The organism is Thermodesulfobacteriota bacterium, from assembly GCA_040753795.1.
Classification (GTDB): domain Bacteria; phylum Desulfobacterota; class Desulfobacteria; order Desulfobacterales; family Desulfosudaceae; genus JBFMDX01.
On record JBFMDX010000002.1, the window covers coordinates 326,054 to 350,362 of the forward strand.

Annotated in this window: 31 protein-coding genes; 20 read left to right on the plus strand and 11 right to left on the minus strand. The window is 52.8% G+C overall.

Going from position 1 to position 24,309, the window contains the following annotated elements; translation table 11 throughout:
* Window positions 1-27: 27 nt before the first annotated feature.
* Entirely contained in the window at window positions 28-486 is a 459-nt protein-coding gene (locus AB1724_04140; protein ID MEW6076983.1) for an N-acetyltransferase, read from the plus strand.
* A 24-nt stretch (window positions 487-510) separates the two neighbouring features.
* Entirely contained in the window at window positions 511-795 is a 285-nt protein-coding gene (locus AB1724_04145) for a hypothetical protein (protein ID MEW6076984.1), read from the plus strand.
* Window positions 796-801: 6 nt separating this feature from the next.
* Here AB1724_04145 and AB1724_04150 read toward each other — a convergent pair whose 3' ends face one another.
* The 4 genes from AB1724_04150 to proC are packed head-to-tail and all read right to left on the minus strand — an operon-like array spanning window position 802 to window position 3,493.
* The gene (locus tag AB1724_04150) at window positions 802-1,392 is read right to left on the minus strand and encodes a CoA pyrophosphatase (GenBank protein ID MEW6076985.1); all 591 of its coding nucleotides are present in this window, start codon (window positions 1,390-1,392) and stop codon (window positions 802-804) included.
* Window positions 1,393-1,403: 11 nt separating this feature from the next.
* On the minus strand, window positions 1,404-1,865 hold the full coding sequence (locus AB1724_04155) for a DUF255 domain-containing protein (protein ID MEW6076986.1): 462 nt from the start codon (window positions 1,863-1,865) through the stop codon (window positions 1,404-1,406).
* A gap of 25 nt (window positions 1,866-1,890) precedes the next feature.
* Window positions 1,891-2,604, minus strand: a complete 714-nt coding sequence (locus AB1724_04160; protein MEW6076987.1) for a cytochrome c biogenesis protein CcdA — start codon at window positions 2,602-2,604, stop codon at window positions 1,891-1,893.
* Between the two features lie 31 nt (window positions 2,605-2,635).
* Entirely contained in the window at window positions 2,636-3,493 is an 858-nt protein-coding gene (proC, locus tag AB1724_04165; protein ID MEW6076988.1) for a pyrroline-5-carboxylate reductase, read from the minus strand.
* A 154-nt stretch (window positions 3,494-3,647) separates the two neighbouring features.
* Between proC and AB1724_04170 the strand changes: the two genes are divergently transcribed.
* From AB1724_04170 to AB1724_04220, 11 genes are all read left to right on the plus strand, one after another.
* On the plus strand, window positions 3,648-4,328 hold the full coding sequence (locus tag AB1724_04170) for a transcriptional repressor (GenBank protein ID MEW6076989.1): 681 nt from the start codon (window positions 3,648-3,650) through the stop codon (window positions 4,326-4,328).
* Window positions 4,329-4,498: 170 nt separating this feature from the next.
* Complete coding sequence (locus AB1724_04175; protein ID MEW6076990.1) at window positions 4,499-4,735, plus strand: FeoA family protein; 237 nt, start codon at window positions 4,499-4,501, stop codon at window positions 4,733-4,735.
* A gap of 11 nt (window positions 4,736-4,746) precedes the next feature.
* The gene (gene feoB / locus AB1724_04180) at window positions 4,747-6,924 is read left to right on the plus strand and encodes a ferrous iron transport protein B (protein MEW6076991.1); all 2,178 of its coding nucleotides are present in this window, start codon (window positions 4,747-4,749) and stop codon (window positions 6,922-6,924) included.
* 108 nt (window positions 6,925-7,032) lie between these two features.
* Entirely contained in the window at window positions 7,033-7,659 is a 627-nt protein-coding gene (locus tag AB1724_04185; protein MEW6076992.1) for a metallophosphoesterase family protein, read from the plus strand.
* Between the two features lie 20 nt (window positions 7,660-7,679).
* On the plus strand, window positions 7,680-8,126 hold the full coding sequence (locus AB1724_04190; GenBank protein MEW6076993.1) for an SH3 domain-containing protein: 447 nt from the start codon (window positions 7,680-7,682) through the stop codon (window positions 8,124-8,126).
* Between the two features lie 81 nt (window positions 8,127-8,207).
* Window positions 8,208-8,492 (plus strand): hypothetical protein, encoded by a 285-nt coding sequence (locus tag AB1724_04195; protein ID MEW6076994.1) that lies wholly within the window; start codon window positions 8,208-8,210, stop codon window positions 8,490-8,492.
* Between the two features lie 107 nt (window positions 8,493-8,599).
* A complete protein-coding gene (locus tag AB1724_04200; protein MEW6076995.1) occupies window positions 8,600-8,902 on the plus strand; it encodes a YggT family protein in 303 nt (100 codons plus the stop codon).
* Window positions 8,903-8,974: 72 nt separating this feature from the next.
* A complete protein-coding gene (locus tag AB1724_04205; GenBank protein ID MEW6076996.1) occupies window positions 8,975-10,057 on the plus strand; it encodes a type IV pilus twitching motility protein PilT in 1,083 nt (360 codons plus the stop codon).
* Window positions 10,058-10,089: 32 nt separating this feature from the next.
* Window positions 10,090-11,256, plus strand: coding sequence for a PilT/PilU family type 4a pilus ATPase (locus AB1724_04210; protein MEW6076997.1), 1,167 nt, complete (start codon window positions 10,090-10,092; stop codon window positions 11,254-11,256).
* Between the two features lie 54 nt (window positions 11,257-11,310).
* Window positions 11,311-11,997 carry a zinc-ribbon domain-containing protein gene (locus AB1724_04215; GenBank protein MEW6076998.1) on the plus strand — a complete coding sequence of 229 codons (687 nt, stop codon included), beginning with the start codon at window positions 11,311-11,313 and terminating at the stop codon, window positions 11,995-11,997.
* Between the two features lie 28 nt (window positions 11,998-12,025).
* The gene (locus AB1724_04220; protein ID MEW6076999.1) at window positions 12,026-12,190 is read left to right on the plus strand and encodes a hypothetical protein; all 165 of its coding nucleotides are present in this window, start codon (window positions 12,026-12,028) and stop codon (window positions 12,188-12,190) included.
* A 10-nt stretch (window positions 12,191-12,200) separates the two neighbouring features.
* On the opposite strand, the gene AB1724_04225 is transcribed toward AB1724_04220, so the two are convergent.
* Genes AB1724_04225 through ftsH form a run of 3 tightly spaced genes read right to left on the minus strand, consistent with a single transcriptional unit; the run spans window position 12,201 to window position 15,755 of the window.
* Window positions 12,201-12,965, minus strand: coding sequence for a type III pantothenate kinase (locus AB1724_04225; GenBank protein ID MEW6077000.1), 765 nt, complete (start codon window positions 12,963-12,965; stop codon window positions 12,201-12,203).
* A 29-nt stretch (window positions 12,966-12,994) separates the two neighbouring features.
* Window positions 12,995-13,867, minus strand: coding sequence for a dihydropteroate synthase (folP, locus tag AB1724_04230; GenBank protein MEW6077001.1), 873 nt, complete (start codon window positions 13,865-13,867; stop codon window positions 12,995-12,997).
* A gap of 7 nt (window positions 13,868-13,874) precedes the next feature.
* Window positions 13,875-15,755 carry an ATP-dependent zinc metalloprotease FtsH gene (gene ftsH / locus AB1724_04235; GenBank protein MEW6077002.1) on the minus strand — a complete coding sequence of 627 codons (1,881 nt, stop codon included), beginning with the start codon at window positions 15,753-15,755 and terminating at the stop codon, window positions 13,875-13,877.
* Window positions 15,756-16,099: 344 nt separating this feature from the next.
* Here ftsH and infC point away from each other — a divergent pair, with 344 nt between their 5' ends.
* The 7 genes from infC (at window position 16,100) to AB1724_04270 (ending at window position 22,139) form a co-directional block, all read left to right on the plus strand.
* Complete coding sequence (gene infC / locus AB1724_04240) at window positions 16,100-16,597, plus strand: translation initiation factor IF-3 (GenBank protein ID MEW6077003.1); 498 nt, start codon at window positions 16,100-16,102, stop codon at window positions 16,595-16,597.
* 114 nt (window positions 16,598-16,711) lie between these two features.
* The gene (rpmI, locus tag AB1724_04245; protein MEW6077004.1) at window positions 16,712-16,909 is read left to right on the plus strand and encodes a 50S ribosomal protein L35; all 198 of its coding nucleotides are present in this window, start codon (window positions 16,712-16,714) and stop codon (window positions 16,907-16,909) included.
* A 37-nt stretch (window positions 16,910-16,946) separates the two neighbouring features.
* On the plus strand, window positions 16,947-17,297 hold the full coding sequence (rplT, locus tag AB1724_04250) for a 50S ribosomal protein L20 (protein ID MEW6077005.1): 351 nt from the start codon (window positions 16,947-16,949) through the stop codon (window positions 17,295-17,297).
* A gap of 130 nt (window positions 17,298-17,427) precedes the next feature.
* On the plus strand, window positions 17,428-18,432 hold the full coding sequence (pheS, locus tag AB1724_04255) for a phenylalanine--tRNA ligase subunit alpha (protein ID MEW6077006.1): 1,005 nt from the start codon (window positions 17,428-17,430) through the stop codon (window positions 18,430-18,432).
* A gap of 1 nt (window position 18,433) precedes the next feature.
* A complete protein-coding gene (pheT, locus tag AB1724_04260; protein ID MEW6077007.1) occupies window positions 18,434-20,851 on the plus strand; it encodes a phenylalanine--tRNA ligase subunit beta in 2,418 nt (805 codons plus the stop codon).
* A 48-nt stretch (window positions 20,852-20,899) separates the two neighbouring features.
* Window positions 20,900-21,274, plus strand: coding sequence for a MerR family transcriptional regulator (locus tag AB1724_04265; GenBank protein ID MEW6077008.1), 375 nt, complete (start codon window positions 20,900-20,902; stop codon window positions 21,272-21,274).
* A gap of 19 nt (window positions 21,275-21,293) precedes the next feature.
* A complete protein-coding gene (locus tag AB1724_04270; protein ID MEW6077009.1) occupies window positions 21,294-22,139 on the plus strand; it encodes a rhodanese-like domain-containing protein in 846 nt (281 codons plus the stop codon).
* Here the strand turns inward: AB1724_04270 and murI are convergent.
* The 4 genes from murI to AB1724_04290 all read right to left on the minus strand — a co-directional run bounded on the left by murI (window position 22,129) and on the right by AB1724_04290 (window position 24,285).
* A complete protein-coding gene (gene murI, locus AB1724_04275; GenBank protein MEW6077010.1) occupies window positions 22,129-22,914 on the minus strand; it encodes a glutamate racemase in 786 nt (261 codons plus the stop codon). The genes AB1724_04270 and murI overlap by 11 nt on opposite strands.
* On the minus strand, window positions 22,898-23,314 hold the full coding sequence (locus AB1724_04280; protein MEW6077011.1) for a YkgJ family cysteine cluster protein: 417 nt from the start codon (window positions 23,312-23,314) through the stop codon (window positions 22,898-22,900). The genes murI and AB1724_04280 overlap by 17 nt, the downstream gene beginning before the upstream one ends.
* Complete coding sequence (recR, locus tag AB1724_04285) at window positions 23,304-23,906, minus strand: recombination mediator RecR (GenBank protein MEW6077012.1); 603 nt, start codon at window positions 23,904-23,906, stop codon at window positions 23,304-23,306. Before recR ends, AB1724_04280 begins: the two co-directional genes overlap by 11 nt.
* Before the next feature lie 67 nt (window positions 23,907-23,973).
* Window positions 23,974-24,285: a YbaB/EbfC family nucleoid-associated protein gene (locus tag AB1724_04290; protein MEW6077013.1), complete on the minus strand. Its 312-nt coding sequence runs from the start codon at window positions 24,283-24,285 to the stop codon at window positions 23,974-23,976.
* Window positions 24,286-24,309 lie beyond the last annotated feature (24 nt).

The window sequence follows — 24,309 nt, forward strand, 5'->3', positions numbered from 1 at the left end:
GGAAATACTGGAGAAAGCCAGGCGGTCATGATCAGAAAAGCGGCTGTCAACGATATCGAAATCATTTATCATTTGCTGAACAAATTTGCCGAAAAAGGATATCTGCTGTCCCGTCCGCTGTCGAAGCTGTACGATAATATCCGGAATTTTTCAGTTTACGTGAACGGGGGGACACAGGAGGTCGTGGGCTGCTGCGCCCTGGCGGTCTGCTGGAAAGACCTGGCGGAAATCCGCTCTCTGGCGATACGTCCCGACTGCTGGGGCAGGGGGTACGGGAAGCAACTGGTCGAAAACGCTCTGGCTGAAGCCCGTTCCTTTGATATTAAAAAAGTGTTTGTGCTGACTTACAAAGTCGATTTTTTCGCTTCTTTCGGGTTTTCGGTAATTGATAAATCCGAACTACCCATCAAAATCTGGTCGGACTGCATTACCTGCGTGAAGTTTCCCGACTGTGATGAAACCGCTATGGTAAAAAATTTGTCCTGATCGGGCCAAAACAGGGGTTAAGAGATGCCGGGGAAGAAACTGACAATAAGACCAAGCGGTCTGGTGCTGAAGAGGAAGCGGATCCTGGCGTGGCATGACACCAACATGGTCTATATCGGCCTGACCCTGTTTTCGGCAGGCACGGCGATTTTCTCCATATCCGGGATCCAGGTGGCGTTAAACGTCCCCGGATACGGTCCGTATATCTGGGTACCGAAACTGCTGCTGGGGATGAGCCTTGTCCTGATGGGACCCAGCGTTTTCCGCCTGCTCCAGAGAATAATAATTGAGCTTCGGGAAAGAGAGTAATCCGGATCAGGCTGTTCCCGACAACAATGACGATTCGTTTTCAGTACAGAGCCGCTCAATAAAATGGTGCAGAATTTTGGCGGTAACCCCCCAGATGACCAGGTCATCGACCGGGTAAAGCAGTTCCTCCATGCCCGGCAGCCGGCCATTCAACCGCTTTTCAAAATGGGTACGGATAACCGATTCAAGGGGGACTTGAATTACCCGGGCGATTTCCCGGGTGTCGAAATGAATGGTATCCCGCTGATTCCATATTCCCACAAAGACTTCAATCACCGTATCCTGCAGGGTCTGAAAGTGCCCCAGGGACCCTAAATAGTCGACATTGTCCGCCGCGATGTCCAGTTCTTCTCTCAACTCCCGCATGGCCGCGTGCAGGGAACTGGGGTCTTTTTCATCAATGCGCCCGCCGGGCAGGGCGACCTGGTTCCGCCACACATATCCATTGCGATCGGCCTTCAGAATCGCCAGAAAATGGGTCGGCGGTTTATCGAAAAACAACAGCGAAACGCTGGCCTGGCGATGAGCCCAGTCCGGTGGCCCGGGACCACCCGCGGCCAGGATGGCTTTTTCAATGGCGGCCCTGTCAATGTTCATGCTTCGGCCTGTTACTGCTTGTATTTTTCAGCAATGATAAATTGCAGCATTTCCATGAACTGGTCCGGCGGCAGATACCCGGCCCTGGAGCCGATTTTGTCGCCATTGCTTTCCAGAAACCATGACATGGGCACTCCCGGGGAGGGGTAAACGGATCCCAGTGATGGCCGGGCACCAAGATCCACTTTAATGGGGATGAAATTTTCGTTCAGCATGGCGATGACCTGGTTGTCGGTAAATGTTTCCGACTGCATGACCTTACAATAGTGGCAGCGGGTGGTATAGAAATGAAGGTAGAGTTTTTTCCCGCTGGACTTGGCCAGAGACAATCCTTCCTCATAATCATGCCAGGCGATTTCCGGTTTGCCCTGGGCATTGGCATCAGCCGCGAACAAAACCGATGAACTGAAGCAGCAGGACACGATTCCCATCAGTACGGCCCACAGAAAAAAGCGTGCGGTTGAATTTTTCATGTTTCTTCCCGATCGATATGGTTGGTTAAATGCCGATGAGCAGCAGTACCCCCACGGCAATCAGCAGCGCGCCAGCCGCCGGGTTGATATATCGGATTAAACGGCGTCCTTTTTTTATAACTTCCAGCAGAAAGTCGATAAAAACAGACAGGAGCAGAAAGGGCAGGGCCAGACCGGCGGAAAAAAAGGTCAGCAGCAAAACACCCTGACCGACGGTCTGCTGGTTGCCGGCGATAATCAGAATTGATCCCAGGATGGGACCGATGCAGGGCGTCCAGCCAGCGGAGAAAGCCATCCCCGCGACAAACGCCCCGATGATCGCTTCCACGAAATGCATCTTTTGCTGCTTCATCCGGAATCGCTTGTCCGTTTCCAGCCAGGGGATACGAATAATGCCGATCAGATGTACGCCGAGAACAATAATCAGGACACCACCCGTGATTTGAAGCGTCTGGCGATATTTGATGATATGGCCGCCGAGAAACGAAGCCAGCCCTCCCAGCACAACAAATATGGTAGAAAAACCCAGCACAAAGGCAACGGTGGAAATAAAGACCTTTAAACGGAGTTCGGCCCGGGTCTCGGTAGTCAGGTCCTCCAGGGACAGGCCGGTAATCAAGGTGAAATAAACCGGTATGAGGGGGAATACGCAGGGCGTCAGAAAAGACAGCAGTCCGGCGCCGAAAGCCGCTGAAATGGTAACCGTGTTCTCAAACAATAAGAAATATCCTTTCTCCATTGGGCCGGGACAAGCTTCCCAGGTGTTCCGGTTAACCGCTAAGTTCATTCGCCCGACGGCAGGCCGCCGTCAGCGCTTTGATAATGTTATCTTTTATGCTTGCCTGTTCCATGACGGTTATGGCCGCCTCGGTGGTGCCGCCGGGCGAAGTGACTTTGCGTCTCAAATCCCGGGGAGGTTCCTTCCTTTCGTCCAGAAGTTTCACGGCGCCTTTTACCGTCTGCAGGGTCAGCGCCGATGAGTCGGTTTCAGAAAGGCCCAGGGACACACCGGCTTCGATCATGGCTTCGATCAGATAGAACACATAGGCGGGGCCGGATCCGGATACGGCCGTAACCGCGTTCAGGGCCTGCTCCTCAAATTCCAGGACGCTTCCGGTTACCCCCAGAATCGCCATGGCCATGGCCTTGTCTTCCGGCATGATGTGACGATTGTAGCTGATGCCGCTCATTCCGGCCATCACCAGGGCCGGCGTGTTCGGCATTACCCTGGCAATGGGAAGGCGGGCCGCCGTGTCTGGGTCTATACGGGAGTACAACCGGCTTTCCATCTTTTGAATGGGGAAGCCGGCGGCCACGGATATAATCAGTTTTCTGAAACCAGGCGGATTCTTTTCAGCAATGACATCAGATAGTTGTGATAAGACGCTGTCCATGATCTGAGGCTTGACTGCCAGAATCACCACATCGACACACAGAAATACGTCGGTGTTATCCGGAACGGTATGGATGCCATATGTTCGCTGCAGATATTCACGGCGATCCGGGCTGACGTCGCTGGCCATTATCCGGGACGGCGGACAACAACCGGTGCGGATAAGTGCTCCCGCAATTGCTTCGGCCATATTGCCGCCGCCGATAAAACCGATCCGCCGATTCATTTCTGTCATGATAATACTTTCGCTTGACGGTCTGTCATTAAATAACTTATTTTTATTATCAGACAACAATCAATTGAACAAGCGGAATTGTAGCGGCATCGGGCAAAAACTTGACCAGGCGCCTTCGCGGGTTCTTTAATGAAACGGCGGGAATTATTGTCGAATGAAGAAACTGCACGAACGGGAGAAGAAACAGTTTAAAAAGCTATTTAGCCAGGACGAACTCAAGGATTTTGATGCCCGGCTGTCCATACTTGAGGCTTTCCTTCAGGCCAACCGACATGTTACCGTTACCGAATTAAATAAGATTGTTACGGAAAAGGGAAGCCCCTTTGACAGCGCCTTTATCCGGGACACCCTCAAAATGTTATGCCGCTACGGGTTTGCCCGCAGGCATCGGTTTGATGACGGAATCGTCCGTTATGAACCCTGGCATCTGGAGGATCATCATGACCACATGATCTGCATGAAATGCGGCAAGATCCTGGAGTTCCGGGATGATCAACTGGAAAAGATTCAGGAGGATGTGGCCGCGACCCAGGGGTTTCATATGCTCCAGCACCGGATGGAAATATACGGCATTTGCGCTGAGTGCTTGAATACACGGGATATGGTTGTCCCGCTGGTCCGGGCCAAACCGGGGGAAAAAGTCACGATCCAGGATTTTTCCGGCGGTTCCAGCGCCCGCATGCGCTTGATGTCCATGGGATTAAGAGCGGGTGACGTTCTGGATGTGATTACCAGTGATCCTACCGGTCAGCTGGTTGTGGCGACCGGGAACAAGCGATATGCCATCGGCAGAGGCCTGGCGAAAAAGATTCAGGTCAGGCCTACCGGTAAATAAACCCGACGGGCCCGTTACCCGGCATGCGCAGGCGCGCGCTTTTTATCCTGTTTTCCTTTCAACTGGTTACCCTGCTTTTAATTCAAGTTTATTCTCTTGTCATTGGTCGACAAGATTGATAATTGTATAAGGTTGTTCTTATATTTTACATGAATTTGAAAGAGGCGTTCATGCGCTTGAGTGAAATGAAAGAAGGGCAGTCGGCAGTCATTATCCGGGTGGGTGGCAAAGGCGCTTTCCGGAAAAGGTTGCTTGAAATGGGGCTGGTAAAGAACACGCCAATTTACGTGGAAAAATATGCCCCCCTGAAAGACCCCATGGAACTGCTGGTCAAAGGATATGCCATTTCTCTGCGGGTGGAAGAGGCCGCTCTGATAACGGTTGAGGCGCTGACCGATATCCACTGAAACGTTTTCTCATGGAAAAAAAACATATTACAATCGCGCTTACCGGAAATCCCAATGCCGGTAAAACAACCATCTTCAATGCCCTGACCGGTACGCGGCAGAAGGTCGGCAACTGGGCCGGGGTAACCGTCGAGAAAAAAGAGGGTGTCATCACCCATGGCACGTATGAGATCCATGTGGTGGACCTGCCCGGCACTTACAGCCTGACCCCTTTTTCGATGGAAGAAATCATCGCCAGAAATTTTATTATCGACGAATCGCCGGACGTGGTCGTCAATATTATCGACGCCTCTAACATAGAACGGAACCTGTATCTGGCCACCCAGATCCGGGAACTGGACTGCAAGGTATTGTTTGTTTTGAATATGGCGGATCTGGCTGCTTCCAAGGGGGTCCGCATCGATGCCGCCAAACTGTCGGAACTGCTGGATGTGGAGATTGTTTATACGGTCGGAAACAAGGGGGAAGGCGTTACCGCCCTTCTGGAAAAGGCCGTCCGACTGGCAGAAGAGGGGAAACCGGTTCAACCGGAAAGAAGAGTTCGTTACAACCGGGACATCGAAGCGGCCATTGCCGATCTCCAGTCCATGATCGACGCTCAAGGCGGTCTGTTTTATAACAGCCGCTGGATCGCCATCAAACTTCTCGAACGCGACGAGATCGTCAGCCGGCGGGTCAGCAGCGAAGCCGGAGCCGCCGGAAAAGAACTCCTGAAAAAAGCCGATGTCCATCGCGGCCGCCTGGCGGATCTGTTTGATGACGATCTGGAAATCATCATGACCGATGAGCGGTATGGGTTCATTGCCGGATTCGTCAAGGAAGTGGTGACGATTACCAAGAAGAATCGTGTCGATCTGTCCCGCAACATTGATCTTGTTCTGACCAACAAATTTTTCGGATTTCCGATTTTTATTTTTTTCATCTGGCTCATGTTCCAGCTGACCTTTTCCGTCGGGGCCTACCCCATGGAGGCGATTGAAAAAGGGTTTGCTCTGCTGTTTTTTGCCGCGGACCGCATGCTTTCCGACGGCCTGTTCAAGGATTTCATCAGGGATGGCGTTCTTGCCGGCGTCGGCAGCGTTGCCGTTTTCCTGCCGAATATTCTTATCCTGTTTTTCTGTATCGCCCTTCTCGAAGATACCGGCTATATGGCCAGGGCCGCTTTTCTGATGGACAGGATCATGCACCTTATCGGTCTGCATGGAAAATCATTCATCCCCATGCTGATGGGATTCGGCTGCAGCGTTCCGGCCGTTATGGCGACACGCACCCTGGGAAACCGAAAGGATCGAATCCTGACAATATTGATTACCCCATTCATGTCCTGTTCCGCGAGGCTTCCGGTTTATATTGTGCTGGCGGGCACTTTTTTCCCGAACGCTGCCGGAACGGTCATCTTTCTGATTTATCTTTCCGGTATCGTCATCGCTATGATCAGCGGACGAATTTTCAGGTCCCTCCTGTTGCGGGGTGAAGACGCGCCTTTTGTCATGGAACTGCCCCCCTACCGCGCGCCCATGATCAAGGGGTTGCTAATCCACATGTGGGACCGGGCCCGGCAGTTTTTAAAAAAAATGGGCGGCGTGATTCTGATCGGTTCCATTATCGTCTGGGGGTTATCTGTCTTTCCCCGCGATATTTCCTTTTCAAAGGATTATGCCAAGGAACTGGTTGATGTCCAGAATGCCTATCAGCTCAAAATGGACAAAATCGAGGACCAGGCGCTGATGCGACGCCTCGCCTCGGAACGCGATGAGGCCGTGAAGAATATCATCCGCGCCAGGGAAAAAGAGCGTACGGAGAAGGTGTATATGGGCAGAATCGGCAAGGCTATTGCGCCGTTCTTTGAACCTTTAGGGATTGACTGGCGGGGCAGCGTATCGCTGCTGACCGGATTTGTCGCCAAGGAAATTGTCGTCAGTTCCATGGGGGTGCTGTATGCCGTTGAGGGGCACGATCAGTCCGCTCTGGGAAAAGCCCTGCGGAGTTCGGGGATGACACCGCTGTCGGCCCTGTCAATGATGGTTTTTGTCCTGCTGTACATCCCCTGTCTGGCCACGGTGCTTGTCATCATGCGGGAAACGGGAGCGGCGAAGTGGGCGCTTTTTAATATTGTTTATTCAACTTCCGTCGCCTGGTCCGCCGCTTTTATTGTGTATCAGACGGGCCTGATTTTTACTGCCGGTTGATTTATTTGATTCAAAAAGATATGAATTAATATGATTGGCACCACAAAGATGTTGTCTGGCCACCGTAAATGAAACAGGATAAAGTTTTAATGAAAAGCTGATTCGACCATGGGAAAAATTTTCGCTGTCGGCGATATTCACGGGTGTTTCCAGAAGCTTCAGGAGCTGATGGATAAGCTGCCCATCCGATATAACACAGACACCCTTGTTTTCCTTGGCGATTATATCGATCGGGGAGAAAAGTCCTTCCAGGTTGTGGATTATCTTACGGACCTGAAGAAAAAACACAGCAATATTGTTTTTTTAAAAGGCAATCATGAAGAAATGTTTTTTAATTATCTGTCCGGAGAAGATGAGATTACCTTCCTTTTTAACGGTGGTGAACAGACCCTGAAAGGGTATACGGACAGCAACGGAAGTGTTTCGGTCCCTCAATCCCATCTTGATTTTTTCAATTCGCTTCAGCTTTATTATGAAACCGATGATTATATCTTTGTCCATGCCGGCCTGCGGGAAGGCGTGCCCTTCGAAAAGCAGAAACCGGAAGATCTGTTGTGGATCCGAAAGTCTTTTATCGACTCCAGCTATGACTTTGGAAAGCTGGTGATTTTCGGACATACACCATATTCGGAAGTGCTGATCAAGGACAACAAGATCGGTATAGATACCGGTGCGGTTTATGGTTACAAATTGACTTGCCTGGAACTGCCCAAGATGATTTTTCATCAGGTATAAACTGCAAAAGAGAGAAGGCGATGACGTCAAGAAAAATCAGAGTGACCCTGGCTTTTCTCCTGGCCCTGTCGTGTTTCCCGGCGCTTGTTTCCGGCGGGGAGCGACTGGCGGTTTCCGCTCCGACCGCCAATATACGGAACGGCCCGGGAACAAATTTTGACGTTATCTGGCAGGTGGAGCAGTATTACCCCGTGACCATATTGGAAAAAAAGGACAATTGGTATAAAGTCCAGGACTTTGAAGGCGATATCGGCTGGCTTCATCAATCCCTGCTGGATAAAACCGCAACGGTTATCGTCAAGAACGAAAACACCAATGTCCGGTCAGCCCCGGGAACGGATTCCCCTGTTATCTTCCGGGTCAACAAGGGCGTGCCCTTTAAATGTCTGCAGACACAAGGGGACTGGATCTATATTCGACATGTCGATGGGGATGAAGGCTGGATTCATCGTTCTCTTGTCTGGTAATTGTATTTCTGTAGAAAAAATTGAACGTCCGGCGGCGTGCGGGACCGATTACCCGTGCATCCAACCTGTTGGCGGGCAGCAATGATACGAATTCCGCTTGATCTTTCCCGGCATTGCATTCACACTGAAATCAGGCGACTCTACAATCGGATGTTGTCGTCCTGCCTGAAATCAGCCGACCAGGATGGAACGGCTGTAAGCAAGCTGGAGTTGTTGAAGGAGGCGCTGGAAACATGGAACTTCCCGTCCTTGCGCGCCGGGTACAGGACGCTTGCCGGAGGTCAGGACAGCACCGTGACGCTGGTCACGGATGAGAGCGGCCGGCCTGGACTGAAGATCGACGATCAATTCATACTCCCGAATTAACCCGGTTCAAATATTGACTGAAGCCTTGACTATTTTTTACAGTGGGGATAAATTAAAAAATATTTTCATCATAACCACGGGAATTTATTTAATATCGGATTAATTATATGTTTATACTGGCAAATTTTTTAGATGCGGTGGCCAATGTGCTGCAAATCGTGCTGACCCTGTACATGTATATCATTATCGCCCAGGCGATTCTCTCCTGGGTCAGTCCGGATCCTTATAATCCCATTGTCCGCTTTATCCGCAATATAACCGAGCCGGTTTTGTACCGGATACGGTCATGGTTGCCGGTAATGTTCGGGGGGATTGATTTTTCTCCGGTTGTGGTGATTCTCGGGATTGTTTTTCTGCAGTCGTTTGTCGTGAACAGCCTGTTCATGCTGGCGGATCGGCTGCGGGGGTAAATAGAGGACGGGTTGTTTTATTCATAGCGTAATGAGGACGGATGACGGTTGTAAAATGGCCGGAGGGTAAAGATGGCGAAGATTGACGCATTTTTTAAATTGATGCATGAACAGGGGGCTTCGGACCTGCATCTGGTCAGCGGGTTGAAGCCGGCGCTTAGAATCAGGGGGGATATTGAGCGGGTAAATTATGATGTCCTGGATGAGGACGGCTTGCGCAGCATGCTTTATGAGATTACCCCGGAAGAAAAAGCCAAGGTGTTTGAAGAGACCGGCGATGTGGACTTCGGCTACGAGATTAAAGGCCTGGCCAGGTACCGGGTCAATTTTTATATGCACCGCGGCGGTGTCGGCGCTGTTTTCCGGGAAATCCCCAGCACCATTTTGACGACCGACCAGCTGGGACTCCCCAAGGTTATCTCCAAACTGGCTTCCCTGCCGAGGGGCCTTTGCCTGGTCACCGGACCGACCGGCAGCGGGAAATCCACCACCCTGGCAGCCATCATCGATGAGGCCAATCGAACCCGCAAAGACAATATCATTACCGTTGAGGACCCCATCGAATTTGTGCATGAGCCCCGCATGTGCACGGTCAGCCATCGGGAGGTGGGGATTCACACCAAGTCGTTTTCCGCCGCGTTGCGGGGGGCCCTTCGCGAAGACCCGGACATCATTCTGGTCGGGGAAATGCGAGACCTGGAAACAACTTCGCTGGCTATTGAAGCCGCTTCCACCGGGCATCTGGTCTTCGCGACGGTTCATACGACCAGTGCGGCCAAGACAGTTGACCGTGTTATAGAAATGTTCCCGCATGAGCAGCAGGAACAGATCCGGTCGACGCTGGCCGATGGTATCCGGGCCGTGGTATCGCAGGTGCTGTTCAAACGGGTCGACAAGGTCGGGCGGTGTGTGGCGCCGGAGATCCTGGTCGCTACGCCGGCGGTGCGCAACCTGATCAGAGAGTCTAAAACCCATCAACTGCCCTCCATGATGCAGACAGGGAAAAAATACGGGATGCAGCTTCTGGATGATGCCATTATGAACTTGTATCAGAAAGGCTGGATTGGCGCCGAGGAGGCATACAATAAAGCCAATGACAAAGCGCAGTTCCGGGCGTTTCTGAAAAACCCGCCGACGGATTTTACGGAGGCGTAACCACCGGTCGAACCGGTAACGGATGGTTGGATATGCAAAGAACGGAAATCGATTATATTCTGACCAGGCTGCTGGATGCCTATGATAACGTGTCGGATATCAACCTCACGTCAGGCAAGCCGTTTCAAGTGGAAAGCTCCGGGGAACTGATCCACGTGGACATCGGTTACGGCGTCAAGCCCATGACCCCGTTTCAGACGGAGACTTTCGCGCTGGCCATGATTGACAATGATCGCCGGCTGACGGAGTCGCTGCTGGCTTCCGGTTCATGCGACCTGTCTTATTCGCTTCCCGGGAAGGCCCGCTTCAGGGTGAACGTTTTTCAGCAGTCAGGCCAGTATTCCATTGTTCTCCGTCGCCTGGAATCAACCATTCCTACCATCGATGCCATGAACCTGCCGAAAATTTTTTATGATATCGCCAAGGAAAAAAACGGCATCATTTTTTTTACCGGCGCTACCGGAACCGGTAAGACAACCTCTCTGGCCGCCATTCTTGATGATATCAACCTGAAAAAATCGGTGCATGTCATTACCCTGGAAGACCCGGTGGAATATCAGCATCCTCACAAGAAGGCCACCTTCAACCAGAGAGAGATGGGGACGGATTTTGATACCTTCAGCAACGGACTCCGGGCCGCCTTGCGGCAGGCGCCCAAAGTGATCCTGGTGGGTGAAATGCGTGATAAGGAATCCATCGAAATCGGCCTGAGGGCTGCCGAAACCGGCCACCTCGTGTTCACGACGCTGCATACCGTCGACGCCGGTTCCACCATCAACCGTATTATCGGTATGTTTGATGTCGATGAAGAACATCAGATCCGGATCCGGTTGTCGGAAACGTTCCGGTGGGCGGTGTGCCAGCGGCTTCTTCCCAAGATCGGCGGCGGCCGGGTGGCGGCTTTTGAAATTATGGGCACCAACCTTCGTGTCAAAGATGCCATTCTGAACGGCGAAAGCGAGGGGAAAATGTTTTATGACATGGTCACGCAGGGCAAGCCTTTCGGTATGACGACATTTGATGATTATATCGTGGAGCTTTTTGCCGAGGGACTGATTACCGAAGAAACGGCCCGGACGTATGCGTCCCGGAAGGGAGTCGTGGGCAGGGGGATTGATTCCGTAAAAAGCGCCCGGGGAGAAAAGACGACGGACCTGGAGCAGCTGACAATGGATAACCTGTATGGGAAAACAAAGTAAACCATGACTGAGCCCGTTTTATAACGGATAAAACCGAAAGGATGTGAGTGCCCAATGGATATCAGTTGCGAACAATGTGGCGTCAGCTTCAAGGTCGCGGACGATAAACTGCCGCCGGGCAAAAGCGCGGTGGTGAAGTGCCCCAAATGCAAAAACAGAATTACCGTCAGCGGACCGGCAGAAGATGAACCGGCCGGCGTACTTTCATCCCGAAACGGGGCGGGGGCCGGTACCGCCTTCGGCTTTGACGAAAGGCCGGATGAGAGCCAGTATAACGCCTCGGAAAAACCTTTTGATTTTATCGAGGAAGAGGGGGAAACCGCTCTGATATGCGAGTCTGACAGCGCCATTAAGGGCAAGATAAAGCAGGTTCTGGATTTTATGGAATACCATATTTCCGAAACCGACGACACCCGGGATGCGCTGAAGAAAATGCGTTATCACAATTATCATCTGATTGTTATCAATGAGTCTTTTTCCTCGCGATCACCCGATTCCAACGGTGTGCTGATCTATCTGGAAAGACTGAAAATGAAATCCCGCCGGGGGACCTTTGTGGTGCTCCTGACCAAGCGGTTTAAAACCATGGATGCCATGACCGCTTTTGAAAAAAGCGTTGAGCTGATTATCAATCTGAATGATATAAATCATTTTGAAAAAATACTGAAGAGAGCCCTGGCGGATCACGAGCAGTTTTATCGAATTTACAGGGAAGAACAGAAGTCTCTGGGTATTGTATAAAACCATGCCGAAACGGCCGAATGTTGACATGTCAGACCCCCTGCGGCCCCGTTATACCTGCAAAGAATACCGTGAAGAGATGACGCTGCTGAACCTGCAGCGGCGGTTATATCAGGGCGACTTGTCCGAAGAAGAAGAGACCCGGCTCAAGGAGTCCATTGGGCGCCTGAAGCGTGAAATGGGTATGGAGTGAACCTGTTTCGTCAGGCGGATGTGCCGATGATCCGCAAACCTTCCAGGGTCAGATTCGGCTCGACGGATTCAATGGTTTCGGAAATGTCGGCGATCAGGGCCGACAGGCCGCCGGTGGCGATGACCTTCCAGTTTTTGTTTTCCTGCGTTTTTATTCGTTTGACCACCCCGTCTACCAGTCCGGCAAATCCGTAAATAATTCCGGATTTGATACTGCCTTCCGTGTTACGGCCGATCAGGGACTCCGGAGGCGTTAATAGATCCACCCGGGGCAGTTTGGAAGCCCGCTGAAAAAGCGCGTCAGCCGCGATGGCGATCCCGGGCGCGATGATGCCGCCGGTGTAGACGCCTGCCGCCGAGATCAGATCAAAAGTAATGGCGGTTCCGAAGTCAATCACGATGAGGTCGCATTTATATTTATGGTAGGCCGCCACGGCGTTGACGATCCGGTCGGCCCCGATCTCCGAGGGGTTGTGGTAACAAATGGTGATACCGGTGGCTGTGGACGCGTCTATCCAGCGGGGAGCCGTGGTCAGATATTTCCCGCAGAAGGAGGCATAGGCCCGGTCGACCGGCGGCACCACCGAGGCGATGACGGTTTTGTCGACCGCGTCCATGCGCTGGCCCGCGCCGGCAAACAGGTGAGAGATGACGACGCCGAGTTCGTCGGCCGTGACTTCTCTTTCGGTACGGATCCTCCAGTCACAGATCAGCTCTTCGCCCTTGAACAGTCCGATGACGGTATTGGTATTGCCGATATCAATGACAAGCAGCACAAATTTCTCCTTGGTGTTATGGGAGTTGATTAATCGTGAGCATTTTTGATCGCATCCGTTATCCTGGCCGTAATCACAGCCTCGGCCACGTCATGTACTCTGACAATATTTGCTCCTCCCAGTATGGCCGCGGCAATGGTGGCTTGAGTGCCCGTTATTACGGCGGGCATGTCGGGAGGAAGATCTTTTTCGGGATGACCGGTGATGGTCTTTCTGATAAACGCTTTGCGGGAGGTGCCGATCACTACCGGTAGCCCGAGGGATCTAAAGCGGAAAAGATTTTTTATCAATGTCAGATTATGCGCGGCGGTTTTGCCAAAACCGATGCCGGGGTCTACGAAAATTTTTGAAGATGATATCCCCTGCTTCTCTGCTATGCCTGACGCCGATTGCAAGAAATTGATGACCTCTCCGGTAACATCCTGATAGGACGGCGACTGCTGCATGATTTTGGGAGTGCCCTGCATATGCATCAGGATGATGGGGACGCCGGCATCTGCCGCCAGCGGGGCCATTTTGGGGTCACCGCGCAACGCGCTGATATCATTAATGATGCAGGCCCCTGCCGTCAGAGCGGCTTCCGCTACGGCAGCCTTGGTGGTATCGATGGATATGGGGATGTCTGTTTCCCGGACAATTTCCCTGATAATCGGGGCGGTCCGATTGATTTCTTCGGCCGCCGGTATCGGATCGGAGAAGGGTCGGGTTGATTCGCCGCCGATGTCAATCAGGTCGGCTCCGTCGGCGATCATTTGCCGGGCGTGGGCGATGGCGTCGGTGAATTTTTCAAATTTTCCGCCGTCCGAAAACGAGTCGGGCGTGATATTCAGCACCCCCATAATCAGGGTGCGTCCGCCCAGCACGAGGGAATGATTACCCCAGGAAAGTGTGTATGGTTTCATGCGCGATTTATTCGGGGGGTGTTTCCGTTTTTTCTGGTGAGGTCGGCGCTCCAGGGACAACGGCGGGCGTGTTCCCGGCGACGGGGGGCGCGTCGGTACCGGGGGCGGAAAGATGAATGCCGGGCCTCATGGTTCGGATCAGGTCATCCAGTTCGGGCCCCAGAATCGTTTCCTTTTCCAAGAGCAGATCCGACAGTTTATGGAGAATATCTATACTGCTGTTCAGAATTTCTTTGGCTTTGGCATAGCTTTTCTTAATGAGAAGGACGATTTCCTCGTCGATCTTCTGAGCAGTCGCTTCCGAGTAGTCCCGGTGCTGGACAATTTCCCTGCCGAGAAAAATCTGTTCGTCGCTGTTGGCATATGACAGCAACCCCAGATTCTCGCTCATCCCCCAGTTGCGCACCATTTTCTGGGCCAGTTCAGTCGCCTGCTTGATATCGGCTGCCGCGCCGGTGCTGATGCGGTTGAAAACAATCTCCTCGGCAGCCCTTCCGCCGAAGGAAATGGCCAGATCATTTTCCAGCTGGTCCTTGAATTTAAAGTCTCGTTCTTCAGGCAAAAACCAGGTTATGCCGCCCGCTCTCCCTCTGGGAATAATGGTAATTTTGTTGACCGCGTCCGTATCCGGCAGCATTCGTGCCACCAGAGCGTGTCCGCTTTCATGGTAGGCGGTGATTTTCCTGTCTTCCTCCCGGATGACCTTTGATTTTCTTTCCAGCCCCATGTACACCTTGTCCTTGGCGTCTTCAAAATCTTTCATAAAGACTTTTTCCTGATTCCGCTTGGCGGCATACAGGGCGGCTTCATTCACCAGGTTCTCCAGGTCGGCCCCGGAGAACCCGGGTGTCCCTTTGGCCAGGTTGGTAATGCTAACATCGGGGGCCGCAGGGATTTTGTTGATGTAGACGGAGAGAATGGCCTGACGTCCCTGAATGTCCGGCAGCGGCACGACGACCTGGCGGTCAAACCGACCGGGACGAAGGAGGGCCGGGTCAAGCACGTCAGGGCGGTTGGTGGAGGAAACCAGGATGACGCCTTCGTTAGATTCAAAGCCGTCCATTTCCACCAGCAACTGGTTCAGGGTCTGTTCTCTTTCATCATGTCCGCCGCCCAGGCCCGCCCCCCGGTGGCGTCCGACAGCGTCGATTTCATCGATATAAATGATGCAGGGGGCATTTTTCTTCCCTTGGACGAAAAGGTCCCTGACGCGTGAGGCACCGACGCCAACAAACATTTCCACAAAATCAGACCCGCTGATGCTGAAGAAAGGCACACCCGCTTCGCCGGCGATCGCCCGGGCGAGAAGGGTTTTCCCTGTCCCGGGGGGGCCGACCAGGAGGACGCCTTTTGGTATCCGGCCGCCAAGGCGGGTAAACTTTTGCGGATCTCTTAAAAACTCAATTATTTCTCCTACCTCTTCTTTTACCTCGTCGATTCCCGCCACATCGTTAAAGGTAACCTTGTTGGCCTCGTCGGTGAGCAGCCGGGCCCGGCTTTTACCGAAGGACAGAGCTTTTCCACCCCCGGCCTGCATCTGCCGCATGAAATAAATCCAGATGCCGATCAGCAGAATCATCGGCAGCCATGAAATCAGGGCCGACATGAGCCAGTGCGCTTCCGCGGGGGGTTTGGCTTCAATGGCGATTTCCTTGTTCCGCAATATTTTAATCAACTCGTCATCTTCCGGGACATATACCGTGAACTGTTCGCCGGTGACGGTGGTGGCAAAAAGATTTCGGCCCTGGATCACGACTTTGGTGATGCTGTCGCTATCAACACGGGAAAGAAACTCGGTGTAAGAAATCGGTATTTCTCTTGAATGCTGTTGATTAAAGATATTATAAAGCATGACCATCATGAGTATAATGACAAGCCATAAGGCCATATTTTTTGTAAACTGGTTGTTCAAACAAAACTCCTTTCTGATGAGGGGTTCGGAGCGCTGGCAGCGTTATGATTATTTATGTAAAATATAACCCGTGTCTTTGAAAAGGCAAGGAAAAACCAATGGACGAGGCCGGGTTAAGTTGATATTATTATTCTGATATGCTTTTTAAGGTTAAAATCAAGGATATGGATCATATTTTTCTTGCTTTTATTCCCGTATATCCATTATATTAAAAAATTTAAGTAATACAGTGGATCAGGGAGGGAAGAAAAATGCCCTCGTTCACAGGATGAAATTGGAAATATAAGGAGGCTGGCATAGCTAAAACAAAACAGCAACGAATAAACGTCAATGTAGACATCAAGGCAAAGGAAGTCCGGGTTATCAACGCGGAAGGGCAGCAGTTGGGCATTTTATCCATACAGAAAGCGCTGGCTGAAGCTGTTGCGGCCGGACTGGATCTGGTGGAAGTTTCTCCTAATGTCGATCCGCCTGTCTGTAAGATTATGGATTACGGGCGATTTAAGTATGAACAGGCCAAAAAGCAACAGGAAGCCAAGAAAAAGCAAGTGGTCGTTCATCTGAAAGAGGTGAAGGTCAGCCCGAAAACCGATCCCCACGATCTGGAAACAAAGATCCGGTCGATCCGGCGTTTTCTGGAGAGAAAAGACAAGGTGAAGGTCAGTGTCTTTTTCCGGGGAAGGGAAATATCCTTGTCGGAAAAAGGGGAAGCGTTGCTGGAACGGATAGCCAAAGAAGCGGAAGATATTTCAAGTATCGAATTTGCGCCAAAATTTGAGGGGCGCCAGCTCTTTATGATACTGGCCCCGAAGCCGTGAGTGCTTTTGTCTTTGTAGTGATAAGACGACCGGTCGATGAGTCGACGGCCGGTTGGCTTTACCCAACAGCCGGTAAGTTTTAGAAAATAAGATTCAGATAAAAGGAGTGACATAATGCCAAAAATTAAAACCAATCGGGCCGCTGCCAAACGGTTCAAACGGACCAAGAGCGGTAAATTTGTTTATTCCAAGTCATATGGCAGCCATATACTGACCAAGAAGACGCGGAAGCGGAAGCGGTCGTTGAGAAAATCAGGAATATTGGACGGGATCAACACCAAGACATTGAAAAGACTGTTGCCGGGAATGTAGTCAACCGGTTACAGTCGTCTGAAGATGGAGGTTTATTATGCGAGTCAAAAGGGGTTTCAAAGCAAGGAAGCGAAGGAAAAAAGTTTTAAAACTGGCCAAAGGGTTTCGCGGCGGGCACAGCAAGCTCTTCCGGACAGCAGCCACCACGGTTGACCGGGCGCTGGCCTTTGCCTATCGGGATCGCCGACAGCGCAAGCGGGATTTCCGGCGTATCTGGATAGCCCGGATCAACGCCGCTGTCCGTATGAATAATTTAACCTACAGCCGGTTTATGCACGGGCTTAAAAAAGCGGGCGTGGAACTGGATCGCAAGGTGCTGGCCGAATTGGCAATATCGGATCCTTCGGGCTTCGCCAGGGTCGCTGGCCTGGCAGCCGAAAATGCCTGATCCGGTTTTTGCCGGAACAATATTTTAAAGCAGGATAACCGCCGGGGCGATCAATCGAAGTGATGCCCCGGTGCGCTATTAATGGACCGGATAAAATCGACTTTGCGTCGGCAAACGGGCATGGCAACAAGTGACAGAATCAATTGATGAGATAAAAGCGAGGGCCCTGGGGGAAATCGCGGCCGCTGTCGACGGGGAAGACCTCGAAGCGATATCCGTGAAGTATCTGGGCAGAAAAGGAGAGGTGACACGGTTTTTGCGCAATATTTCCGAGTTGCCTCCGGAAGAACGACCGTTGGCCGGTCAGCAGGCCAACGAGGTCAAAATTTTCTTAAAGGAACGGATAGCGGCTGCCCAGGTCGCGCTGACGTCGGGCAGAGAAGCCGCCGGCGGGATTGACGTGTCGCTGCCCGGACGGTGTTTCGACCGGGGGACGATTCATCCCATTACCCGCATTACCCGACAGATTTGTGATATCTTCGGCAGAATGGGGTTTGATATTGCCGAAGGGCCGGAAATCGAATCCGACTATTACAACTTTGAAGCGCTGAATATTCCCAAGCATCATCCCGCCCGGGATATGCAGGACACCTTCTATATTTCCGAGAATATCGTTTTAAGAACCCATACATCCCCGTCCCAGCCCCGGGTGATGGAGAGGCAGTCTCCCCCTGTCCGTATTATCGCTCCCGGCAAGGTCTATCGCTGCGATTCGGACGTGACCCACACGCCCATGTTTCACCAGGTTGAGGGATTGATGGTCGACAGAAACGTGTCCTTCGGTGATCTGAAGGGGACGCTGACGGCTTTTATCCATAAGATGTTCAATCCTGAGACCACCCTGCGGTTTCGCCCCAGCTATTTCCCTTTTACCGAGCCAAGCGCTGAAGTCGATATCCGTTGCGTGGCCTGCCGGGGAGCCGGTTGCCGGATATGTTCCTATTCCGGATGGCTGGAAATTCTCGGCGCCGGCATGGTCCACCCGGCGGTGTTTGAAAATGTCGGGTACGATACCAGCGTCTATTCCGGCTTTGCCTTCGGCATGGGGGTTGAACGCATTGCCATGCTGAAATACAACATCGATGATACCCGGAAATTTTTTGAAAACGATATCAGGTTTTTAAGGCAGTTTTGATATGCAAGTCAGTTTGAGCTGGTTAAAGGAATACGTGCCGATTGATCTGCCTGTATCGGAAATCGCGGAAGCGCTGACCATGACGGGATTTGAGGTCGAGCGGATTGTAGACCGATATGCGTACCTGGCGGGCGCCGTTATCGGCCGGGTAGACAGCGTGGAACCTCATCCCGACTCGGACCACTTGACGGTTTGCCGGGTGGATGCCGGGGATCGGATGCTGCCGGTGGTCTGCGGCGCGCCCAATGTGAAAAAGGACATGCTGACGGTTCTGGTGACGCCCGGCTTTGTCCTCCCCGGCGGCATGGCCATTAAGAAAAGCAAAATCAGGGGCGTTGTTTCGGAAGGCATGCTGTGCAGCCGGGCTGAACTCGGGCTGGGCGATGACCACGGCGGGATCATGGAAATCGATCAGTCCGTTGCTCCCGGGACCCCTGTGACGGAGGCGTTGTCACTTTCCGATTATGTACTGGAGATCAATCTGACGCCCAATCGTCCCGACTGCCTCAGTATCATCGGTGTGGCCCGCGAGGTGGCGGCGTTCTCCGGGCAGAAGATGACGATGCCCCGGGTTGAGTTCCCTGAAGGGGAAACGGATGTTGAATCGTATGCGGCGGTCGATATCCAAGACCCTGAATTGTGCACCCGGTACGCAGCCCGGGTGGTTTTAAATGTAACGGTCAAAGAATCCCCCTTCTGGTTGCGGGACCGGCTGTTATCGGTCGGACTGAAGCCGATCAATAATGTCGTGGATATTACCAATTTCGTGATGATGGAGACCGGGCAGCCGCTGCATGCTTTTGATCTTGACCGACTGGCCGGTAACCGGATAGTCGTCCGGCGGGCCGGCCAGGTCCCTTCATTTACAACCCTGGACGACAAGGAACGCCGTCTCTCCCCGGAAATGCTGATGATTTGTGACGCCGAAAAGCCGGTGGCCGTGGCCGGCGTCATGGGCGGGTTGAATTCGGAAATCAGTTCCGGGACCGCCCGTGTCCTGATCGAAAGCGCCTGTTTTTATCCCACCAGCGTCCGGAAAACCTCAAAAGTATTGAATATCAGCAGCGATGCCGCCTATCGTTTTGAGAGAGGCGTGGATCCTCTGGGAACGGTACGGGCGGCGGACAGGGCCGCCCAGCTCATGAGTGAACTTGCCGGCGGGACAGTCGCCAGGGGCGTGATCGACAACCATCCCAAACCGGCCGCGGAGAAGACAGTCACCGTCAGCACTGAAGCCATCAACCGGCGCCTGGGAACAGCCTTGAGCAGGGATGAGATGGCCGGTCTGCTGGAATCCGTGGCGTTTATCGCCCGTCAAACGGACCGGGATCAGTTGGATGTCCGGGTGCCGTCTTTCCGCGTGGATGTGGATCGGCCGGAAGACATTTCCGAAGAAATCGCCAGGCTCTGGGGATATAACCGGATCCCGGTGACTTTCCCGGCCATCAGCAGCGACAGCGGCACACCCTCCCTGATGTTCGATTTAAAGGGCCGCATCCGGGAAATCATGACGGGTTTCGGTTTTGCAGAGGTGGTCTCCTACAGTTTTATAAGCGATAACGCCTGCGCCGGCATGGATTTTCTGCAGACCACCGGCCGCGTCGATCCGATCAGCGTTTTGAACCCCCTGGCAGCCGATCAGTCAGTCATGCGGACGTCGTTGATACCCGGACTCCTGATGACCATGCGGCATAATCTTTCTCAACAGATCAATGACATGATGCTGTTTGAGACGGGCCGCGTATTCTGGAAGAAGGACGGCGGCGATGTTTTGCCGGAGGAACCGGAAATGGTAGCCGCCCTGCTGACCGGTGCGGCCAGGCGACGGTCATGGCGGCGTCCGGAAGAGGCCAGCGATTTTTTTGATATCAAAGGGGCGCTGGAATGCCTGCTGAAAGGCCTTGGCGCAACCTCCTGCAGCTTCACCGCCATGCCCGCGGAGAAATGCGACGTAACCAGGGCCGGGCATACGGCCAGGGTGATCGTTCAGGGTGTGGAAGTAGGCGTGGTGGGGGAGGCCTCCCGGGGGGTTCTGGAAAGGTTTGATCTGAAAAGGCCGGCCTTTATTTTCGAGCTGAACGTTTCAACGGCACGGCCGTTTTTCTCCGATTACCGGGAAGCCCGGGTGTTGTCCAGATTCCCATCGGTGGCAAGAGATATTACCATTATTGTGGACCATGGAACCGAATCGGAGAAGATTCTGAATTTTCTTGAAGAAGGCGGGGATAATCTGATAGAAAATATCGACGTGCTGGATGTCTATGAAGGGGGGGCCATACCATCCGGAAAGAAGAGTCTCTCCTTCAGAATTGTTTATCGATCGCAGGAAGCGACCTTGAAAGACGAATTTGTCAACCGGGTCCATGCCGGGATAGCAGACAGGCTCGTTAGGGCGTTTTCGGCGGAGCTGCCTGTCTGAATTCATCCGTTGGCGGTTTCCCCGGGCCAACGTGACGGACGGATGCCCATGCCCGACAAGAACGATGATGCGACCATTTCATTAATTCCCCAGGATTTTGTGGCGCTGCATCCGATTCCCGACAAACTTTATTTCCGGATCGGGGAAGTCTGCGGTTTTACCGGTGTGGCCGCCCATGTCCTTCGATTCTGGGAGTCTGAGTTCCCTCAACTCAGTCCCGGGCGGACGGAAGCCGGACAGCGGCTTTACAGCCGGTCCGATATCGAACAGATCCTGAAGATCAAATATCTGCTCTACAACAAGAAATTTACCCTCAAAGGCGCTAGAAAGTATTTGAAATCAAGGCAGAAATCAAAAGAGAGCCTTGATTTTTTAAACGAAATCACCGCCGAGCTGACAGCCATTCGCGATCTGCTCGAATAATTCAGGCAGTGGCTTACCGATGAAATGGCGACCGTTTTTCATCCCCGTTCAATCCATGGACACCGCCCTGGCTCGGGAACTGATTGCGAAAACACCCCAAGAAGCGCTGTTCATTATCGATGTGCGTCAGCCCGGAGAATATGAGCAGGGGCATATTCCCGGCGCCCGGCTGATCCCCGTGGGAGAACTGGACAGCCGGGTTGCCGAGATCCCGGTCGATAAACCCGTTCTGGTTTATTGCGCCATGGGAGGACGAAGCCGGATGGCGGCTCAAATACTGTCCGGGAGAGGGTTCCCGGAGGTTATCGACCTGGCGGGCGGATTTAAAGCCTGGAAAGGTGTCACGGCCGTGGGTCTACCGGATCAGGGATTGTCCCTTTTTTCAGGAAGCGAGTCCATTGATGAAGTGCTTGCCGCGGCCTACTCCATTGAAGACGGATTGCGCGACTTCTACCACACCATGGCCGGGAAAGCGGCAAATCATCTGACTGCGGATCTGTTTGAAAAATTGGCCGCTATTGAAGTCAAGCATCAGGACCGCATTTATGAGACTTACATGACCATGGCTGAACGGCCGATGGCCAGAGAGCGGTTTGTCGCCGAACGGGTGGACGGAGTCATCGAGGGCGGCATGACCACCGATGAATACATCGCTAGGTTCTCTCCGGATATGACCTCCACCGTCGATATCATCAGCCTGGCCATTTCCATCGAGGCCCAGGCGATGGATCTCTATTCCCGGGCTTCGGAGAAGATCGCTGCCGGAACCGGCGGGAAAGCTCTAGCGCTACTGGCCGACGAAGAACGCGCCCACATTCGGGAATTGGGGAAACTTCTGGACACCCTGGTCAAGGTCAAAGGCTGATGTGCTCCAGGCTGATTTGTTTGTTCAATATCAGTTGCGCCGTCTTTTTAAATTGATCGGTGATATCCGACACAAAAAAGCGGGTTTGTCCCCTGACCGACAGCCCGGCTGCGGATTCCGGATGATCGGCGACATACTGTCTAACGGTTCGAGCCACCACGATGGCAGAGTCGATGGCCTGGACCCTTTTCCCGATTTTTTTCTGGATGGTCGTCTTCAGGATGGGATAATGGGTGCAGCCAAGGATAAGCGTGTCAATTTGTTTTGTCTTTAAGGGGTGCAGATATTTTCGAATGATCATGGCGGTTTCAGGCTTTTTGATCCACCCTTCTTCCACCAGGGGCACCAGCAGGGGGCAGGCGACGGAGTAGACTCTGGCCCCGGGGCGCTGCTGGATGATTTTTCTTTCATATATTCCGCTGGCGATGGTGGCGCGGGTTCCGATGACCCCAATGGTGCCGTTTTTTGATACGGCTGTCGCCATTTCTACGGCCGGTGTGATGACTTCAAAAACCGGGATATGGAATTCTCTGACGATACTTTCGGCGGCAACGCTGGAGGCGCTGTTGCAGGCAATGACAATAATGGTGGCTCCACGCTCCAGCAGCAGCCGGGTGTCCTCCATGGCGTATTTTTCAACCGTTGCGGCGCTTTTGGCGCCGTAAGGGGTGCGCGCGGTGTCGCCGAAATAAATCATGTCGTAACCGGGAAGGGCGTCCATAATTGCCCGCGCGACCGTCAGTCCGCCAAGGCCTGAATCAAAAATGCCGATCACCGGTCTTCTCCAGTATGTTTTTTATGCAACTTAAGATGGCCTCGGGCGGGTATTCCGTTCTAATCCCCGGGCAGAAAGCGGACATGATTTCCCAGTTTCCAAAATCCGTCAGCACACTTTCAATAAACGGCCAGGCCTTGCACATGCGGGGTTTGACAGGGTGAATCCGGCACAGTTTATCCCAGAATACGCAATATCCATCTTCACGCTGGGCCAAAATGGGACGGCTGCCGGAATAGACGCAGTATGTCTCGAGAAAACGCCGGGGGTCCATGTGGAGATATTCGGAAATAACAAGAATATCTTGATCCGTCAGATAAGTGCCACCGTAGCCGCGGCAGCAATCGCCGCATTTCCGGCATTGGAAAACATCGTCGGCGGTAATGGCTTTATATGGCATGGCGTTTTTCCATGGCATTTTTAAGGGTAATCGGATCCGTATATTTCAGGTCACCTCCTACCGGCATCCCCGACGCAATCCGGGTTACGGAAATATGGTGAAAGGGGGCCAACCGTTCCGCAAGAAAGGAGGCGGTGGCTTCACCTTCCACCTGGGTGCTGGTCGCCAGAATGACTTCTGTTACCGTGTTCTGCTCAAGCCGTCTGATCAACTCGTTGATTCTGATATCGTCCGGACCGATACCATCCATGGGGGAGAGAACGCCGTGGAGAACGTGATAGAGGCCGGAATAGGCGCCTGTTTTTTCAACGGCCATCATCTCCGCCGGCCCTTCGACCACGCACAGCTGTGTTTGGTTTCGGGAAGGATCCCGGCAGATCTGGCACAGGAGGCTGTCACTCAAGGTATAGCATTTTGAACACAGCACGGTCTGCTTTTTCAGATCGACCAGACTTCTGGCCAGGTTAGTGACCTCTTTCTCCGTGGCGCGCAGAAGGTGCATGGCCAGCCGCTCCGCGGTTCTCTGGCCGATGCCCGGCAGACGAACCAGCTGGCTGATCGCGTTGCGGATAGATTGGGGGTAGTGGTTCATTTCCGGTGTTTTTAAAAAGTACTAGGATTCATCTGGTATTAAGGAGTAACCCCGGCCGGCTTGCTTGTCAGATCAGCCCGGGAATGTTGATGCCGCCGGTCAGCTTGCCCATTTCCGATGATATCATCTCTTGTGATTTGGCCAGCGCTTCATTTACGGCAGCCAGGACCAGATCCTGAAGCATATCCACGTCTTCCGGATTGACGACCTCTTTCTCAATGTTCAACGATACAATCTGCTGCCGGCCGTTGGCGACGGCCTTGACCATCCCACCGCCGACACTGGCCTCGACCGTTTTTTCGGCCAACTCTTCCTGCATTTTCAGCATTTTCGCCTGCAGCTTCTGGGCCTGTTTCACCATATTACCCATGTTGCCCATGCCTTTCATGTTCCCGTCCTCCTG

Bases quoted from the DNA above. Each gene is read 5' to 3' on its own strand.
- AB1724_04290 (MEW6077013.1), bottom strand. From the start codon at position 24,285: ATGGGCAACATGGGTAATATGGTGAAACAGGCCCAGAAGCTGCAGGCG.
- folP (MEW6077001.1), bottom strand. From the start codon at position 13,867: ATGAAACCATACACACTTTCCTGGGGTAATCATTCCCTCGTGCTGGGC.
- AB1724_04220 (MEW6076999.1), top strand. From the start codon at position 12,026: ATGTCAGACCCCCTGCGGCCCCGTTATACCTGCAAAGAATACCGTGAA.
- recR (MEW6077012.1), bottom strand. From the start codon at position 23,906: ATGAACCACTACCCCCAATCTATCCGCAACGCGATCAGCCAGCTGGTT.
- AB1724_04200 (MEW6076995.1), top strand. From the start codon at position 8,600: ATGTTTATACTGGCAAATTTTTTAGATGCGGTGGCCAATGTGCTGCAA.
- feoB (MEW6076991.1), top strand. From the start codon at position 4,747: ATGGAAAAAAAACATATTACAATCGCGCTTACCGGAAATCCCAATGCC.
- rpmI (MEW6077004.1), top strand. From the start codon at position 16,712: ATGCCAAAAATTAAAACCAATCGGGCCGCTGCCAAACGGTTCAAACGG.
- AB1724_04145 (MEW6076984.1), top strand. From the start codon at position 511: ATGCCGGGGAAGAAACTGACAATAAGACCAAGCGGTCTGGTGCTGAAG.
- AB1724_04265 (MEW6077008.1), top strand. From the start codon at position 20,900: ATGCCCGACAAGAACGATGATGCGACCATTTCATTAATTCCCCAGGAT.
- AB1724_04215 (MEW6076998.1), top strand. From the start codon at position 11,311: ATGGATATCAGTTGCGAACAATGTGGCGTCAGCTTCAAGGTCGCGGAC.
- proC (MEW6076988.1), bottom strand. From the start codon at position 3,493: ATGACAGAAATGAATCGGCGGATCGGTTTTATCGGCGGCGGCAATATG.
- AB1724_04270 (MEW6077009.1), top strand. From the start codon at position 21,294: ATGAAATGGCGACCGTTTTTCATCCCCGTTCAATCCATGGACACCGCC.
- AB1724_04140 (MEW6076983.1), top strand. From the start codon at position 28: ATGATCAGAAAAGCGGCTGTCAACGATATCGAAATCATTTATCATTTG.
- AB1724_04185 (MEW6076992.1), top strand. From the start codon at position 7,033: ATGGGAAAAATTTTCGCTGTCGGCGATATTCACGGGTGTTTCCAGAAG.
- AB1724_04150 (MEW6076985.1), bottom strand. From the start codon at position 1,392: ATGAACATTGACAGGGCCGCCATTGAAAAAGCCATCCTGGCCGCGGGT.
- pheT (MEW6077007.1), top strand. From the start codon at position 18,434: ATGCAAGTCAGTTTGAGCTGGTTAAAGGAATACGTGCCGATTGATCTG.
- AB1724_04160 (MEW6076987.1), bottom strand. From the start codon at position 2,604: ATGGAGAAAGGATATTTCTTATTGTTTGAGAACACGGTTACCATTTCA.
- ftsH (MEW6077002.1), bottom strand. From the start codon at position 15,755: ATGGCCTTATGGCTTGTCATTATACTCATGATGGTCATGCTTTATAAT.
- AB1724_04205 (MEW6076996.1), top strand. From the start codon at position 8,975: ATGGCGAAGATTGACGCATTTTTTAAATTGATGCATGAACAGGGGGCT.
- AB1724_04280 (MEW6077011.1), bottom strand. From the start codon at position 23,314: ATGCCATATAAAGCCATTACCGCCGACGATGTTTTCCAATGCCGGAAA.
- AB1724_04210 (MEW6076997.1), top strand. From the start codon at position 10,090: ATGCAAAGAACGGAAATCGATTATATTCTGACCAGGCTGCTGGATGCC.
- rplT (MEW6077005.1), top strand. From the start codon at position 16,947: ATGCGAGTCAAAAGGGGTTTCAAAGCAAGGAAGCGAAGGAAAAAAGTT.
- AB1724_04170 (MEW6076989.1), top strand. From the start codon at position 3,648: ATGAAGAAACTGCACGAACGGGAGAAGAAACAGTTTAAAAAGCTATTT.
- AB1724_04175 (MEW6076990.1), top strand. From the start codon at position 4,499: ATGCGCTTGAGTGAAATGAAAGAAGGGCAGTCGGCAGTCATTATCCGG.
- AB1724_04195 (MEW6076994.1), top strand. From the start codon at position 8,208: ATGATACGAATTCCGCTTGATCTTTCCCGGCATTGCATTCACACTGAA.
- AB1724_04155 (MEW6076986.1), bottom strand. From the start codon at position 1,865: ATGAAAAATTCAACCGCACGCTTTTTTCTGTGGGCCGTACTGATGGGA.
- AB1724_04190 (MEW6076993.1), top strand. From the start codon at position 7,680: ATGACGTCAAGAAAAATCAGAGTGACCCTGGCTTTTCTCCTGGCCCTG.